The 14673-nt window shown below is 71.7% G+C and carries 11 protein-coding genes; 2 read left to right on the top strand and 9 right to left on the bottom strand.

The genetic code is table 11. The features are described 5' to 3' along the window. Positions 1-127: 127 nt before the first annotated feature. Positions 128-283, bottom strand: coding sequence for a hypothetical protein (locus Cs7R123_RS23255; protein WP_212829834.1), 156 nt, complete (start codon positions 281-283; stop codon positions 128-130). 282 nt (positions 284-565) lie between these two features. Between Cs7R123_RS23255 and Cs7R123_RS23250 the strand changes: the two genes are divergently transcribed. Beyond that, complete coding sequence (locus Cs7R123_RS23250) at positions 566-2131, top strand: SDR family oxidoreductase (RefSeq protein WP_212829833.1); 1566 nt, start codon at positions 566-568, stop codon at positions 2129-2131. Here the strand turns inward: Cs7R123_RS23250 and Cs7R123_RS23245 are convergent. The 6 genes from Cs7R123_RS23245 to Cs7R123_RS23220 all read right to left on the bottom strand — a co-directional run bounded on the left by Cs7R123_RS23245 (position 2050) and on the right by Cs7R123_RS23220 (position 10318). Next, positions 2050-2961, bottom strand: coding sequence for an arginase family protein (locus tag Cs7R123_RS23245; RefSeq protein ID WP_212829832.1), 912 nt, complete (start codon positions 2959-2961; stop codon positions 2050-2052). The genes Cs7R123_RS23250 and Cs7R123_RS23245 overlap by 82 nt on opposite strands. Positions 2962-3054: 93 nt before the next feature. Then, positions 3055-4062 carry an N-acetylmuramoyl-L-alanine amidase gene (locus tag Cs7R123_RS40805; protein WP_212829831.1) on the bottom strand — a complete coding sequence of 336 codons (1008 nt, stop codon included), beginning with the start codon at positions 4060-4062 and terminating at the stop codon, positions 3055-3057. A 163-nt stretch (positions 4063-4225) separates the two neighbouring features. Next, entirely contained in the window at positions 4226-5584 is a 1359-nt protein-coding gene (locus Cs7R123_RS23235) for a cytochrome P450 (RefSeq protein WP_212829830.1), read from the bottom strand. A gap of 25 nt (positions 5585-5609) precedes the next feature. Next, the gene (locus Cs7R123_RS23230; RefSeq protein ID WP_212829829.1) at positions 5610-6053 is read right to left on the bottom strand and encodes a hypothetical protein; all 444 of its coding nucleotides are present in this window, start codon (positions 6051-6053) and stop codon (positions 5610-5612) included. 64 nt (positions 6054-6117) lie between these two features. Beyond that, positions 6118-9879, bottom strand: a complete 3762-nt coding sequence (locus Cs7R123_RS23225; protein ID WP_212829828.1) for an FHA domain-containing protein — start codon at positions 9877-9879, stop codon at positions 6118-6120. A gap of 13 nt (positions 9880-9892) precedes the next feature. After that, a complete protein-coding gene (locus Cs7R123_RS23220; RefSeq protein ID WP_244872453.1) occupies positions 9893-10318 on the bottom strand; it encodes an HPP family protein in 426 nt (141 codons plus the stop codon). Between the two features lie 419 nt (positions 10319-10737). Here Cs7R123_RS23220 and Cs7R123_RS23215 point away from each other — a divergent pair, with 419 nt between their 5' ends. Further along, entirely contained in the window at positions 10738-12729 is a 1992-nt protein-coding gene (locus Cs7R123_RS23215; RefSeq protein ID WP_212829826.1) for a protein kinase, read from the top strand. Positions 12730-12776: 47 nt separating this feature from the next. On the opposite strand, the gene Cs7R123_RS23210 is transcribed toward Cs7R123_RS23215, so the two are convergent. Next, positions 12777-14273 carry a PQQ-binding-like beta-propeller repeat protein gene (locus Cs7R123_RS23210; RefSeq protein WP_212829825.1) on the bottom strand — a complete coding sequence of 499 codons (1497 nt, stop codon included), beginning with the start codon at positions 14271-14273 and terminating at the stop codon, positions 12777-12779. A 138-nt stretch (positions 14274-14411) separates the two neighbouring features. Further along, positions 14412-14585 carry a hypothetical protein gene (locus tag Cs7R123_RS23205; protein ID WP_212829824.1) on the bottom strand — a complete coding sequence of 58 codons (174 nt, stop codon included), beginning with the start codon at positions 14583-14585 and terminating at the stop codon, positions 14412-14414. Positions 14586-14673 lie beyond the last annotated feature (88 nt).

The raw sequence follows: 14673 nt of genomic DNA, 5'->3' as shown, positions 1-14673 counted from the left end.
ACCTGCTGGGCTCCTTGTGCCATAGTCCCGTTCTGTTGGGCCGTCGCAACGGCAGACCGTTCCGGTGCCCTGCACTGGCGACCTGCCGCTCAGCGAGGGCACAGTCTGGACGTGCAGGCGCCAGCCGTCACACGACGAACCCCATGCTTCGGTATAGCCATACGGCATTCCACGAGATGAAGTCGCACTCCCCGGTTCTCAGGTCGACGGAGATCGGCATGTTGCCCGCCAGTTCGGCGTCTTCCATGCCGTGATCCAGAAGATCGACGGTGTTGTACGGCACGATGAGTCGATTGCCGTCGAGGAAGGCGGCTCCGGCCAGACCCGGATCACGCCGACCCGGCTCGGAAACTGCTGCGCAAGGTACTCGGCCGCCGCCGCGACCGCAGTTCGTTAGTTCAGCACCGGATGATGCTCGCGGCATCGCGCCCCGTCGGCAATCCGCCCCATCCGGGCCCGGAGCTGGCTGAGCGCCGTTGCGGCGGCCATGATCGGCGAAGCACAACCTCGCGGACTAGGGGAGAAGCTGCCCTTGCCGACGCTCCGAACGCCCTACGCTGGGCGTATGGCCGACCAGACGCGGGTGCTCGTCACCGGGGCGACGGGCTACATCGGCGGGCGCCTGGCGCCGCGCCTCATCGAAGCCGGACATCGGGTGCGGTGCGTGACCCGGTCGGTGAACCGGCTGCGCGACGTCCCGTGGGCGGCCAGGGCCGAGATCGTCGAAGGCGACCTCCTGAAACCCGAGGACATGCGCGCCGCGCTGGACGGCGTCGACGTCGCGTACTACCTGGTCCACTCGCTGGGCTCGGGTGACTTCGAGCGGACCGACCGGCGGGCCGCGCAGACGTTCGCCGCCGCCGCGCTGCGGGCCGGGGTCAAACGCATCGTGTACCTGGGCGGCCCGGCGCCGCATACGGGCCCCGGCGGCGGCCTGTCGCCGCACCTGCGCTCCCGCGAGGAGGTCGGGGCGATCCTGACCGCCTCGGGCGTGCCGACGGTGACGCTGCGCGCCGCGGTGATCATCGGGTCGGGTTCGGCCTCGTTCGAGATGCTGCGGTACCTGACCGAGCGGCTGCCCGTCATGGTCACCCCGCGCTGGGTCGACAACCGGATCCAGCCCATCGCGGTCCGCGACGTGCTGCACTACCTGGTCGCGTTCGCGAGCGTGCCCGAGGACCTGAACCGGTCGTTCGACATCGGCGGTCCCGACGTGCTCACCTACCGCGACATGATGCACCGCTACGCCCGGGTGGCGGGGCTGACCCCGCGCGTGATCATGGGGGTGCGCACGCTGTCGCCGTGGCTGAGCTCGCAGTGGGTCGGGCTGGTCACGCCGGTGCCGGGCGCGCTCGCGAAACCGCTGGTGGCCAGCCTGGTGCACGAGGCCGTCTGCCACGAGCACGACATCGAGGCGTACGCCGCACCGCCGCCCGGCGGCCTGAAAGGCTTCGACGAGGCGGTCGCCCTGGCGCTGGTCAAGATCCGTGACGCGGACGTGGAGACCCGCTGGTCGAACGCGACCTGGACGGGTGCGCCGGCCGAGCCGCTGCCGACCGACCCGGACTGGTCCGGCGGCAGCGTGTACCTGGACAACCGCACCAAGCTGGTCGACGCGCCCGCGAGCGCGCTGTGGTCGGTGGTCACCGGCATCGGCGGGGAGACCGGCTGGTACTCGTACCCGCTGGCGTGGGCGCTGAGGGGCTGGTTCGACCGGCTCATCGGCGGGGTCGGGCTGCGCCGCGGCCGCCGCGACCCGGTCGCGCTGTACGTGGGGGAGGCGCTGGACTTCTGGCGGGTGGAGGAGGTCGAGCCGGGGCACCTGCTGCGGCTGCGCGCCGAGATGCGCCTGCCGGGCCAGGCGTGGCTGGAGCTGAGGGTGACCCGCGACCCGGCCCGGTCCGGGCACAGCCGCTACGACCAGCGGGCGGTGTTCATCCCGCACGGCCTGGCCGGGCACGCGTACTGGTGGGCGATCGTGCCGTTCCACGCGCTGATCTTCGGCGGTATGGCCCGCAACATCGCCCGTGCCGCCGAGCGGTCGGCCGATCAGTCCCGGCAGAGCGCCTGGGCGAGCATGTCGACCAGTTCCCGGCCGCAGGCGCCGTCGGGGTCCTTGTCGGGGTTGTAGCAGCCCAGCGACATCCCGGCCAGTGCGGTGCTGCCCAGCAGCGGCCGCAGCAGCGCGCCGAGCTCGGGCAGGCTCAGCCCGCCGGGCATCAGGTAGTCGGTGGCCGGGAATGCGGCCTGGTCCAGGACGTCGACGTCCAGGTGCACCCAGTATCGGCCGGTCGCGGCCGACAGCTGCGCCGAGGTGTGCAGGCCCGCGGCGGCCATGCCGTCGGCCCGCAGCGTGTCCGGGGTGAGCTCCGGCTGGTGGCCGAGCTGCTCGGGCAGCCTGGTGGCGTAGGTGAGGGCTTCGGCGCGGTCGCGGGGGCCGAGCAGGGCGAGCTGGCCGGGCTGGAGCAGGGGTGCGCCGACGTCGGCGGCCCAGGCGGCGGGGCCGACGCCGGTGACGACGGCGATGGGCATGTCGGCGGGTTCGCCGGTGGGGGAGGTGCGGCCGTCGTACAGGTCGAGGTGGCCGTCGAGGTAGGCCAGCGCGGTGGGGCCGAGGGCGTCGCGGGCTCCGGCCAGTGCGCCGGGCAGCAGGGTGCAGCAGCCGCCGATGACGAGGGGGATGCGGTCGGCGGCGAGCAGTCCGGCGACGGCGGCGCGTACCGCGGCTGTGGTTTCGCGGACCGAGGGCCAGGCCAGTACGCCGGTTTCGGGGTCGCGGTCGCGGCCGACGAGCCGTACCGGCAGGTCTCCGGCGTCGGCCGCGCCGACGGCGCGGACCAGGCCGGCGCCGCGCAGCGCGGCGGGGGACAGTTCGGTGCCGAACGGCGGGTCGCCGGCCTCGGGCACGCCCACGCAGTCGATCGGCACTCCGAGCACGGTCGGCCACCGCTCGTCGATCACGTCTGCCAGTGTGGGCGACCGGGTTGAGCTGGGCAAGCGTGCCCGGGTCCGACATGCCGGAGCGGCCCGGGGCCGCTCCGGCGCGTGCGTGGGTCAGACGCGGGTCAGCCGGACGGCGTCGGCGATGACGTAGCCGGTGCCGGAGGTCCACCGGCTCACCCCGACGGCGTTGTAGTCGCCGGCGGCCAGGGTGAAGGTGCCCAGGGTGCGCCAGCTGCCGCCGGTGGCCTGCTGGTTGACGGCCACCGACTGGTTGCCGCCGGTGGTGGCGATGACGTACGGGGTGGAGTTGTTGTAGCCCGGCAGGGCGGGATACCAGACCTCGACCTTGTAGGAGGCGGTGGCCGGGATGTTGAACTTGTACCAGGCCGGGTCGGAGGCTGCCACCGGGTCGGCGTAGCGGTAGTCGGCGCCGTAGCGCTGCGTGGAGTAGGTCGAGGTGCCCCAGCTCGCCGAGGCGGTGAACCGGCCCGCGGTGGTGTTGTCGACGGTCTGTGACCACGACGGCGGGGTGGTCCCGTTGACGAGCTGCATGAAGTAGGTCCAGTTCCACTTCGAGCCCGGGTCGGTGTGGGTGGCGCCCGGGACCTCGTTGTGGCCGATGATGTGGGCGCGGTCGCGCGGGATGCCGTACTTGCTGGTCACGCTCCGCACGATCGCGGCCGACGCCTGGTACATCTCCTCGGTGTACCAGCCGTCCTGCTCGACGTAGCCCTCGTGCTCGATGCCGATGGACTGGGTGTTGTAGGTCCAGTTGCCGGCGTGCCAGGCGATGTCGGACTCGCGGACCATCTGGGTGACCGCGCCGGTCTTGGACACGACGTAGTGGGCGCTGACCTGGGCCGACGGGTTCTGGAACCAGTTGATGGCGCTGGTGTACGAGCCCTGGATCGTGTGGATGACCACGTAGTTGATGTTGTAGTCGGTCTCACGGCTGGCGTCGGTGTAGTTGCTGGTGCTGGCGGGCACCCAGGCGGCCGGGCCGTAGTCGGGGCTGGCGTGCGCCGCGGTGGGCACGGCCAGCGCGGCGCCGAAGGCGAGTGCGAATCCGCTGGCCAGTGCTGCGGCGCGGCGGATCAGTGGGGATCGGACGGATGACATGGGCCCTCCCGGGGGATGGGAAACAGTCGGCCCATAGACATTAAGGAATACACATCTTTGATATCGAGAAACTTCATGTAACAACTCGGTGGCGAAAATTAACTTCAGTCGGTGAAGCCGGGGTAGCGGGCGCCCCGTAGCCGACGGCGTCCGACGGCCGATGTCACGGCGAGGCGACGGGCGAGCGCGCAGCCTGCGCTTCGCCGGTAGCGCCGCGCGGGAAGGCGTTGACCTTGAACCGTCGGCCGGGGTTCGGACCGGGGGTGGCCGTGATCCGCAACGGGCGTTCCGGTCGCATCGGCGAGAGACTCAGCCGGCGGACCAGCATCGCGGTTGTCGCCACGGACAGGACCTGGGTCATCCCGGCGCCGAGGCAGGTGTGGCCGCCGACCGAGAAGGGCGCGTAGACCGCCGCGCTGCGCGCGGCTGCGAAGTCCCGGTCGAGGTCGAACCGCTGCGGATCGGGGAAGTGCTCGGGCAGCTGGTGGGTGACGCAGGTCGCGACGAGTACGCGCTGCCCCCGCTCGATGCGGAAGCCCGCGAAGTCGAACCCCTGCGTCGCGGTCCGGGCGGAGCCGGGCGCCGGCGGGTGGACCCGCAGGGTCTCCATCACCAGGCCATGCAGCGCGGGCAGATCGCGCAGGCGGTCGAACGACAGACGACCGCCGTGATAGGCGGCGTCGACCTCGGCCCTGACCCGAGCGAGCACGGCGGGATTGCGCAGCAGCACGTCGATCATGAAGCTGTAGAGGTAGGCGACCGTGTTGACGCCCGCGAAGTAGCCCTGCAACGCCATCCCCGCCCGCACGTCGAGCGGGTACGGGACGCCGTGCTCGTCGGTAGCGTCGAGCGCCAGGTCGAGCAGGTCGGGGGTGCCGTCGCGCGGCCCGGCCGCCCGCTCGGCGAGCGCGGCGCGGGCGAACCGGTGGATCTCTGCCCGCGACCGGCGGTAGGACGGCCACCGCAGTGCCGCAGCCGGCCATTTCCCGGCGATGGTGACGTCGAGGACGAGCTCGAAGGCCGATCGCAGCGTCTCGAACCGGGCGGCCGAACTCGCCCCGGTGTAGGCGATGGACAGCTGGGCCGCGGCGAGCCGCTGGCACGCGTCGACCACGGACACGGCGGGCTGGTCCGCCCAGCCGTCGAGGATCTGCTCGGTCTGGTCGGCGACCTGGTCCCACCGCGCGGCGAGCAGGTCGCGGGACAGACCGGTGGCGAGCAGTTTGCGCAGGTGCCGGTGCGGGCGGCCGCGCAGCACGTGGACCCGCATGCCGAACTCCCGGTCGAGCCCGCCGAAGCTCTCCTCGCTGGTGAACACCTGCTCGCCGTGTTCGATCAGGAAGCGGTTGGCGGCGGCCCCGGCCATGATGACGAACGGCTGGTTCAGGGCGCGTACCCGGAACACCGGGCCCAGGTCGTGGTAGGAGTCCACAAGGAACTGCTGGACGTCGCCCATCATCTGCAACGCGTTGCCCAGCAACGGAATACCGGGGACGATCGGCGGCGGGGGGCTCAGGGTCACGTCCGGAGATTGTCCGGCACGGATGTCACGACAGCCAGTGCAGCTCCGGAACGAGGGCCTCTGCGGGGATGTGCTCTCGGGCGTTCGGGTGGTCCCCGCCGCCCCGACCGACGACGTCCACGCCCGCAGGGGTGACCAGGGATCGGGCGAACGACAGGACGATCAGGTTCCGGTCGTCGCTGAGGTGCTCCACCCGCCACCGGCTGCTGAGCGGCCGCAGCAGGCCGCGCCCGCGCCAGGTGAACGCCCCGGTCGCCGGGTCGAACCGGTCGACGCCGAGGATCCGTTTCGTGGCGCCGCCGCGGGTGCGGTAGGTGACCTCGTCGCTGAACGTGAGCGGCTCGTCGGCGAGCAGCCCGTACCGGAACATGGGTTGCAGCCGTCGTCCCGACAGCCACATGGGGAAGGTCGTCGCCAGGACCCGCCACTCGCCGGGAAGTGCCTCGCGCAGCGTTTGCAGGTCAAGCATCCGCGAAGCGTACCAACGGGTTCGACTCGCCACCTCGTCGTAGGACGGCGGTGGCGCAGGAGCGTCAGTTCCCGGTCGGCGGTTGGTCGGGAACCAGCAGCGGGCCGCCGTGACCCGGCAGGCCCCGGTCCACCGGAATCGCCTCCTCCACCGCATCGTCGGCGGTGACGCCGTGCGTGCGGGTCTGCCCGGCCAGCCGCGTGTAGTAGGCCGACACCGCGGCGAGCGCGTCACGGGTGGCTTCCAGCAGCGTGGTTCCTGCCTGCTCGACGACGTCGGCCTCGTGGATCTCGAAGGCCCGGATGCCCCGCAGCACGGCGGTCTTCAGGTCGCTGAGCAGTTGGACGTCGGCATGGGCGTACGTGCGGCACAACGCGGTGACCCGGCGGTGGTCGTCGTCGGCCAGCAGCAGTGCCTTGACGGCGGTCACGGAGTTGCGGACCAGTGCGACGTCCGGCTGGGCCGACAGGGCGGCGAGTTCGGTGTCGAAGTGCCGGATGTCCTGCCGCGGGTCGCAGAAGCCGACGGTCTGCTGCCACAGGGTGCGCAGGTCGCCGTGCAGGAGCCCGTCGAGGTAGCTGACCAGGAACCGGCGGTGCCCCTCGATGACGTACTGCGCCTTGAAGGGCGTCAGCTCGCCCGGATCTTCGCCCATGGTGGTGACCGAGGCGGTGAAGCCGTAATCGGCGGTGAGCGCGTTCTTCATCGCGACCAGCATGTACAGGAACCGGACCCAGGTCCGGAACAGTTCCTCCAGCGGCAGCGCGTGCAGGCCGTCCTCGGTGAGCACCACGCCCCAGCGGGCGCCGAACTGAAGCCGGCGCAGGTGGCCGATCTGGTACATCGACAGCTGGGAGTCGATCTCGGCGTTGGCGTGGTGCAGCACCTTGCGGTACGCGGCGGTGGCGTCCATGCCGACGTAGTTGCGTACGATGTGCGGCCCGCCGATGTGCAGGTGGATGAACTCGCTGACGTCGACCACGGCGCCGCCGATCGCCATCCAGTAACCGGCGTCGGGCGTGTCGTGCTGCGCCAGGTCCGATATCTCGACGCGGGGGGTCTGCTGGGCGTGGCCGAGATAGGTGGTGAAGACGTCCTGGGACAGGCGCCCGTCGGCCACCAGCTGGCGCAGGAACTCGCGGCCGTCACCGGGCACGATGTCGGTCAGCGCCTGGAGGACGGCGACCGCGAAACGCGAACTGCCGCAGACGTAGACGGAAGCGCCGCCGCCGCCGTCCGCGACGGGCCGCAGCAGCTCCCAGAGGGCGTCGGCTTCGGCACGGATCACGTCGTCGACCCGGCGCCGCTGCCCGGCACCGACGCTGTGGCGCCGGCCGTCGAAGTGGATCGCGGCTTCGGCGCGGGAGAACGCCACGGACAGGCGCAGCCGGCCCGCGGCGGCCGCATCGTCGAGGTCGGTGTGTTCGACGAACTCGTCCGGTGTCCGGATGCCCAGGTAGAGCCGGTTCTCGCCCGGCCCGGTGCGGGCGGCGACGAACCCCAGGAACGGGGCGATCCCGGATCCGGCGGCGAACATGACGACGGGCCGGGCCGGGTCGGCCGGCAACCGGAACCTGGGCGTGGCCACGATCTGCAGCGAGAGCCGCTGCCGGCCGTCGAGGCCCGCCCGGCGCAGGAAATGCGAGGCCGCGCCCTGCCGTGCACGCGGGTATGACCACGGCGTGCGGGCGGAGGTGTAGGCGAGCCCGGCGACGACCAGTCGCAGGGTGGCCGCCGGTTCGCCGGGCGGCGCAGCAGACGCGATCGAGTACAGCCGGAACGGCTCAGGTGCGATGACCGCGCACAGGGCGTCGTCGTCGGTCGACTCGGCCCGCCACAACCGGGTGACGTCGTATCCTCCCGCGTACAGCAGGTTCAGGACGTCCCACAGCTCCCACTGGTCCTCCATGCGGGCGTCGACGACCCGCTGCCACGCGCCGACGGCCGTGAGCCGCACCAGCCGCTTGGCGACCTCGCGGCCGATCGGCCGGAGCTGGGCGAAGCGCAGCAGCGTCCGCAGCGGCAGGACGTCGACCTCGCCGTAGCCCTCCCGGCACGCCACCGCCGCCCGCCACCGCGGCGTGAGCGGGACCAGTTCGTCGCCGGTGGCCTGCAGCGCGGCGACCGTGCGGCGTACCAGGTCGTCGTCGTGCTCGGCCAGCACGCCGACCCGGTCGCCGGGCAGGTGGTGCACGCCCTGGCCGGTGACGTCGATGTCCAGATAGCAGGTCCAGGCACCGGACTCGCCGGTGACGACCCGGCCCCGGCGGGCGGTCCCGAACACCACGGGCGCTCCTACCGGAGGGCGGCGCTCCTCACGGACGACGGCCAGTTCCCCGTCGACCTTGTCCCAGGTCCGGTCTTTGAACAGGCCTGTGAACCGGGCGCCGGTGGTCACCTGCCGGCCGACCTTGAACGCCACCTCCAGGAAACCGTACGCCTTGATGCGGTGCAGGCCCATCCAGCCGCGGTCGCCGGTGTAGGCGTCGAGCATGGCGTTGTAGACGCCGCGCAGGGCGCTGCTGCGGGAGTCTTCCACGTACTGGCGCACCGACACCTCGCGCAGCGCCGCCACGAGTTCCTGCCAGTGGCGGGGGAAGTATCCGGCGAGGTAGGTGCTCTGCTGGCCGACCATGGTGCCGTAGTCCCTGCGCTCCAGGAACGCGTCCAGGGCGTGGATCTGCGGTTGGGCGGTGCCGCTCGGGCTGGGCGCGCCGTCGAAGATCGGCACTCCGGCGGTGCCGACGGTCTTGGCCCACAGCACCTGGTCGAGCGGATACCGGCCGCGGGGGTTGGGGTCGATCTGCGGGTAGATGGACTGCGTGACGTGCTGCAACCGGTCCAGGATCGTCAGCAGCGCGCCCTCCAGGGCGGCCGGGTCGTCGGCGACCACCGCCTCCTGGGCGTTGAGCATCGCGCCCAGCACGGGGGTGAGCCCCATCGCGAACTCGGTCGTGACCAGGTAGAACACCCGCTCGGCGGCGTTGTTCCAGGTCGGCACGAGCAGGTCCATGTTGTCCAGCGCGCGCGGGCCGGCCGGGTCGCGCAGGCGCCAGTTGTAGAAGAACAGGTCGATGTACGACACGGCCGGGGTCTGCTTGCCCAGGCGGCGCGACACGGTGGTCCACGGTCGCAGCAGCGAGTCGGGCAGCGCGGCCGGCGGGTCGATCGCCATGTACTGGTAGGCGTGGGCGAACACGCCCAGCAGGGTCGAGGCGCGCAGCAGATACCGGTCGGGCAGCGCCTCAGGCCGGGCGTCGAGGACCGGCATCGCGTCGAACGCCCGGCGCACCTGGAGCCTGCGGAACAGGTCGGGCAGCCGGTCGGTCATCTCGTCCCAGGCGCGGTGCGAGTCGGGGAACGCCGTCAGCGGCGGCTGTGCGGGCAGGAACCCGTGCGCCAGCGACAGGAACCCGTCGAGTTCGTGGCCGACCCGCTGGTTGTGCGTCTGCGCGGCCTCGACCACCCGCCGTGCGGCGACCTCAGGCGGGCTGTCCGGCCGCAGGATGGTCCGGTGGGACTCGTCGAGCAGCACGGTGGCGTTGCGGTCGAGGAACGTCCACGTCAGGTCGTACCGGCCGATCCGTAGCCGATCCCCGGTCACCAGCGCCTGGCGGCGGCTCAGCCGCTCGTCGTTGACGTAGGTGCCGTTGGTGCTGTCGAGGTCGGTGAGCACGAGATAGTTGTCGATGATCTCCAGGCGTGCGTGCTGCCGGGAGATGGTGGGATCGTCGAGCGCGACCGCGGCCATGCCGACATCACGGCCGAAGGTGATCGGCAGCGCGCACACCTGCTCGCTGGTCGCCTGGGTATGCCGGTCGGTCACGACCAGCCGGAGCTCAGGAATGGTAGATCACCGCTCGGCACAGGTCGGCGCGTGACAGCGTGCCCACGAGCTTGCCGTCGTCGACGACGGGAAGCCTCCGGATCCCACGGTCGATCATGACGATCGCCGCTCGGGCGAGCTCGTCGGTCGAGCGCACGGTCGCCGCGTCGCGTACGACGAGGGGATCGACGGGGCGGTCGGCGAGGCTGCGGCCCCGCTCCAGGAACAGCTGGAATGCGTCGGCAAGCGTCCCACCGCCGGCGGTGACGTCATCGAAGCCGGGCAGCATGGCCCGCACCAGGTCCTCTTCGGCGAGCGAGCCGACGAACCGGCCTTCGTGGTCCAGCACCATCAGCTGGCCGACCTCTGACACGCTGAGCACCTCAGCCGCCCTGCGGATCGTGGCGCCAAGCCGTATGTACGCAGGGAACGCAGCCATCACGTCGCTTACCCGCACGCCACCTCCCAGGTCCGATCCGCGCTGCCTGTCCGGCGTCCGGCTCGAAGAGCGGTGCTGCCGGGCACCGGTCGAGTTTAGTCAGACCCGGCAGCCGCGGCTGATCCGATGATCGGTGGAGGCCCGCAGCCGGTTAGGACGACGCCGGTGACGCGGGGCGGGTCTCGCGGCCCAAGGCCCCTGCCGGTTCGGGTCCGCTTCCCGGCCAGGTGCGGGGCCGCCGGAGACCGTATGTGTCGTATCGCTTGCCGCCGTGCGCCGTCCCATCGACCTGGCGGTAGAGTCGGCGCCGCGTGGCCTGCCACCGGGACCTCCCCGTCCGCGGTGCCCCGGCGCGCCGACGGCGCCGCAGCAGGCGCCAGGTCGCGACAGTTTCGGCGGACGTGCTACCGGGGGTCTAGGTGCTACACGAGGGTGATCTCGTCGGCGGGCGCTATTTGGTCGAAGCGGTCATCGGCGTCGGCGGCATGGGCCGGGTCTGGCGCGCGACCGACCAGCTGCTGGGCCGCACGGTCGCCGTCAAGGAGCTGTTCGCGGTCGCGGGGGAGACCGGCAACGACGACGTGATGGCACGCGCGGCCGCCGAGGCCAGAGCCGCGGCGCGGCTGTCCCATCCGGGCATCGTCACCGTCCACGACGTCATCGTCGATGCCGACTCCCCGATGATCGTGATGCAGTTCGTCTCCGGCGGATCGCTGCACCAGTACGTCGAGCAGCACGGCACCATGACCCCGACCCGGGCCGCGCAGGTGGGCCTGTCCATTCTCGACGCGCTGCTGCACGCCCACGAGCAGCGGGTGCTGCACCACGACGTGAAACCGTCCAACGTGCTCCTGACCGAGCAGGGCCGGATCTTCGTCACCGACTTCTCGATCGCACGGATCGTGTCCGACGTGGCGCGCAGCCATACCAGCCTGGCGTTCGGCTCACCCGGATACATCGCGCCCGAGCGGATCGTCACCGGCCGCGTGGGCGTCGAAGGCGACTACTTCGGCCTGGGTGCGGTCCTGTACTTCCTGGTCGAGGGCACGCCGCCGTTCTCGCACGACGACCCGGTGGCCGGTATGTTCGCCAGCGCGACACGGCCCCACCCGCCCGCGGTCAACGCGGGCACCGCCGGGCTGGCGGAGGTCATCGAAGGCCTGCTGGTGAAGGAGCCGCGGCAGCGGATGCGCCCGGAACGGGCGCGGGAGTTGCTGCTGGGCGCCTCACCCGGCGGCGCGGGCGGCACGGTCGCACCGGCTGCGGCGCCGGCGACCCTGCTGGCCGCCGACGCGGTCGCGGTCGGCGCCGCCGACGGCCCGCCCGTCTCCACCGTGCCACCGCCGCTACCGCAACCGGTCACGATGAGCCTGCCCGACGTCTCGCCGGCGCCGTCGTCCCCGCAGCTGCCGCCCACCCCGGTGTACGCATCCGCAGCGGTTCCCGCGCGGGAGGCCCACACCCCGCACCTTCCGGCGTACGTGCCCGCCGCCCCGGGCGCGGGCGCCACGGCACGCCCCGGCCGACGCTGGGGACTGCGGCTGGCGATGGCAGGAGCCGTCGCACTCGCCCTGGTCACCGCTGCGGTGCTGATCAAACTCGCCAGCGACCGGGCCGCCAACGGTCCGAACGCGGTCACGGCCAGCAGCTCCGCGCCGTCGCAGCCGTCCCGGGCGGCCCGGTACGCCGAAGCGGTGCTGGCAGCCCGGCCGGTGGACTACTTCCCGCTGCGTGAACGCACCGAGGCGACGGCCGCCAACGTGGCGTCCACGACCGAGGCCACCTACCACGACGTGCGGCTGGCCGCGGTCGAAGGGCCGTTCGGGGCGCAGACGCCGGCGCCCTCGTTCGCCGACGACAACGGCGGCCCGGCCGCCCGGCCCCGGTTCGTGGAGCTGCCGCGCCGCGACTCGCTGCTCAAGGGCAAGGCCCTGACCGTGACCATGTGGTTCCAGGCGAACGGACCGGGCGTGCTGTACGGCACGTCGAAGACGCCGCTGCTGGAGTACGCCGAGTTCGGCCTGGAGCCGTCGCTGTACGTCGGCACCGACGGGCTGCTGCACGCCGGCTACTACGACAGCGGGGTCAAAGGCCTGCCGGTGCGCAGCATGACGACCCGGTCGAGGGTCGACGACGGCCGCTGGCACCACGTCACGCTGACGAAGTCCGCCGACGGCCTGCACGAGGTCCTGTACCTCGACGGGGCCGAGGCGGGCACCCGGCAGCTGAAGGGCCGCCCGGCGTACCTCGTACCGTCCTACGCGTACCTCGGGGCGGGCAAGTGGACGCACTGGGACGCGGCCGCGGGCGACGTGGGCTCGTTCACCGGCGCGATAAGCGACTTCGCCTATTTCGACCGGGTGCTGAGCCCAGAGGAGGTCGCGGGCCTCCAGGCGGCGGCCCGCGGCTGAACACGTCGGCGGTGATCGGCGCTGGGTGCATCCCTGACGGGTGGCAGCTAGCCGACCGAGCAGTCCAAGATCCGCCCGTCGCTGGTGCCTACGAGCAGACGTCCGGGTCCGGCCACGGTCAGTGCGGTCGGTATGGCGGGCACCCCGGCGACGGCGAGCTGCTCGCGCCAGCGTACGGCGCCGTCGTGAAGGTCCAGCGCCACGATCTCACCATCCTCATAGGCGACATAGGCGGTGTTCGCGTCCGCGTCGAGGTCGGTGGCCTTCCGGTCGGTCCGGAATATCCAACGCGGCTGTCCGTCGGTCACCGTGCGCCTTACTACGAACGAGCCACCGGGTTGCAGTCCCTGGCCGTGATGGACGGTCCCGGCGTGGACGAGGCTGCCGTCCGCGATCTCCGCGCCAGGGCCGGCGAAATGTGTCTCCCCTGGCGTCCACGAGTACGGAGACAGGCGACGGAAGTCCTGCTCCGCCGGTTCACGGGGATGCCCGTCTGTCGCCGGATCCTGCAGGTCGGCTGCGGCGAGCCAGGCTTCAGCCGGTCCGGGCGTCCACTCGCGCTCGCGGTCGATCTGCCGAACGTAGATCCGGCTGCCGCGCCGGATACGGAGCCTGCCGCCCTCCCCGGCGGGTGCGACGGCCGGGAGACCGTCGCCGCAGCGCACCAGCGACGCCGGGGCGGCCGACGTGAGCTGCTCCAGCTGCATCCCGTCCTCGGCCGAGAGCCTGACCAGGGGCTGAGGACGTTCCTCCCACTCGGGCCGCATCAGACAGACCCAGACCGATCGCTCGTCGGCAGCCACGACGAGGTCGCGGCCGCCCATGTCGTCCGGAACGATCCCCTGCCGCTCCCCGGAGGGCAGCCAGGACTCCGCCTGAGCACCGTCGAGCGTTGCCACGATCCTGCCGTCGGACAGCTCCTCGACCCCACGGACGTCACGGCGCGGATCCCAGTCCGCGCTCAGGCCGGAGACCGCGCGGCGGGCGTCCTCCCGGCCGTCGAGGCGAGGTGCGGCGACCCGCGGTCCGGCCAGCTCGTCCCCGGTGATCGACCTGGGTGGTACGACTCGCCAATCGCGTCGGCGCACCACCGCGACGTGTCCGTCAGTCCATGCCTGCTTGTCCTGCCAGTCGTCAGGCGGCGCCATCAGCACGCGCAGTTCCTGACCGGTGAGCCATTCCAGGGCGAGCACCTGACGGCCCAGCGGGTCCTCGATGAGTGACACCCCGGCACCTGTTTCCAGGTCCATCAGGAGCAGCTCGCCTTCGAAGAAGTAGCCGCCGTCGTAGCCGCCTGTGCCTACCGCCAGCAGGGGAGACGTGGGATGGAAGGCCATCGCGTGCACGGGGTGTCCCGAGCGGAGGATGGCGCGGCAACCCAGATCGCCGATGCCGTAGACGCCTACCGGCGCTGTACCGAACTTGTCCGTGCCGGCCACTGCCAGCAGGCCACGACTCTCGTCGGCGACGGCAAGGGCGGGTTCACCGATCTCGGCGAAGGGCCGGTCACCGAGAACCCGGTCGATACGCAGCGCGCTGGTCACGCCAACGATCTTCTCACCGGCCGCGCAGACGCACCGCCCTCAGGCACCCTTCCAGCCGAGGAAGTCAGCTCGGCTCGCCTCAGCCAGGAAGGTCTAAACTTACAGATGTCCAGACCGGGCCCTGCTCAAGCTGGAGCATCAGGTCTTCGAGACGCAGATGACGCTCAGGAAGGTGCTCATGGGCGTCCCGGCATACCCGCCGTTGTCCAGAAAGGTCTGCATCACGCCGATCTCGTCGTCGTCCGGGTCGATGTACCACTCCAGGTTGACCTCGCCCGCGTCGCCGTCCTGGCCGCCGCCCACCCCGGTCATCGGATTCCTTCCGTGGATACTTCGGCCTTCAGGCCGGGAGGAAACGGAGCCCCTGCGGAGCGGGACGGGCAATGCCGATCCGCTGCCA

Origin of the sequence: Catellatospora sp. TT07R-123, assembly GCF_018327705.1 — a bacterium.
Classification (GTDB): domain Bacteria; phylum Actinomycetota; class Actinomycetes; order Mycobacteriales; family Micromonosporaceae; genus Catellatospora.
This window is presented reverse-complemented; position numbering and strand designations above follow the sequence as displayed.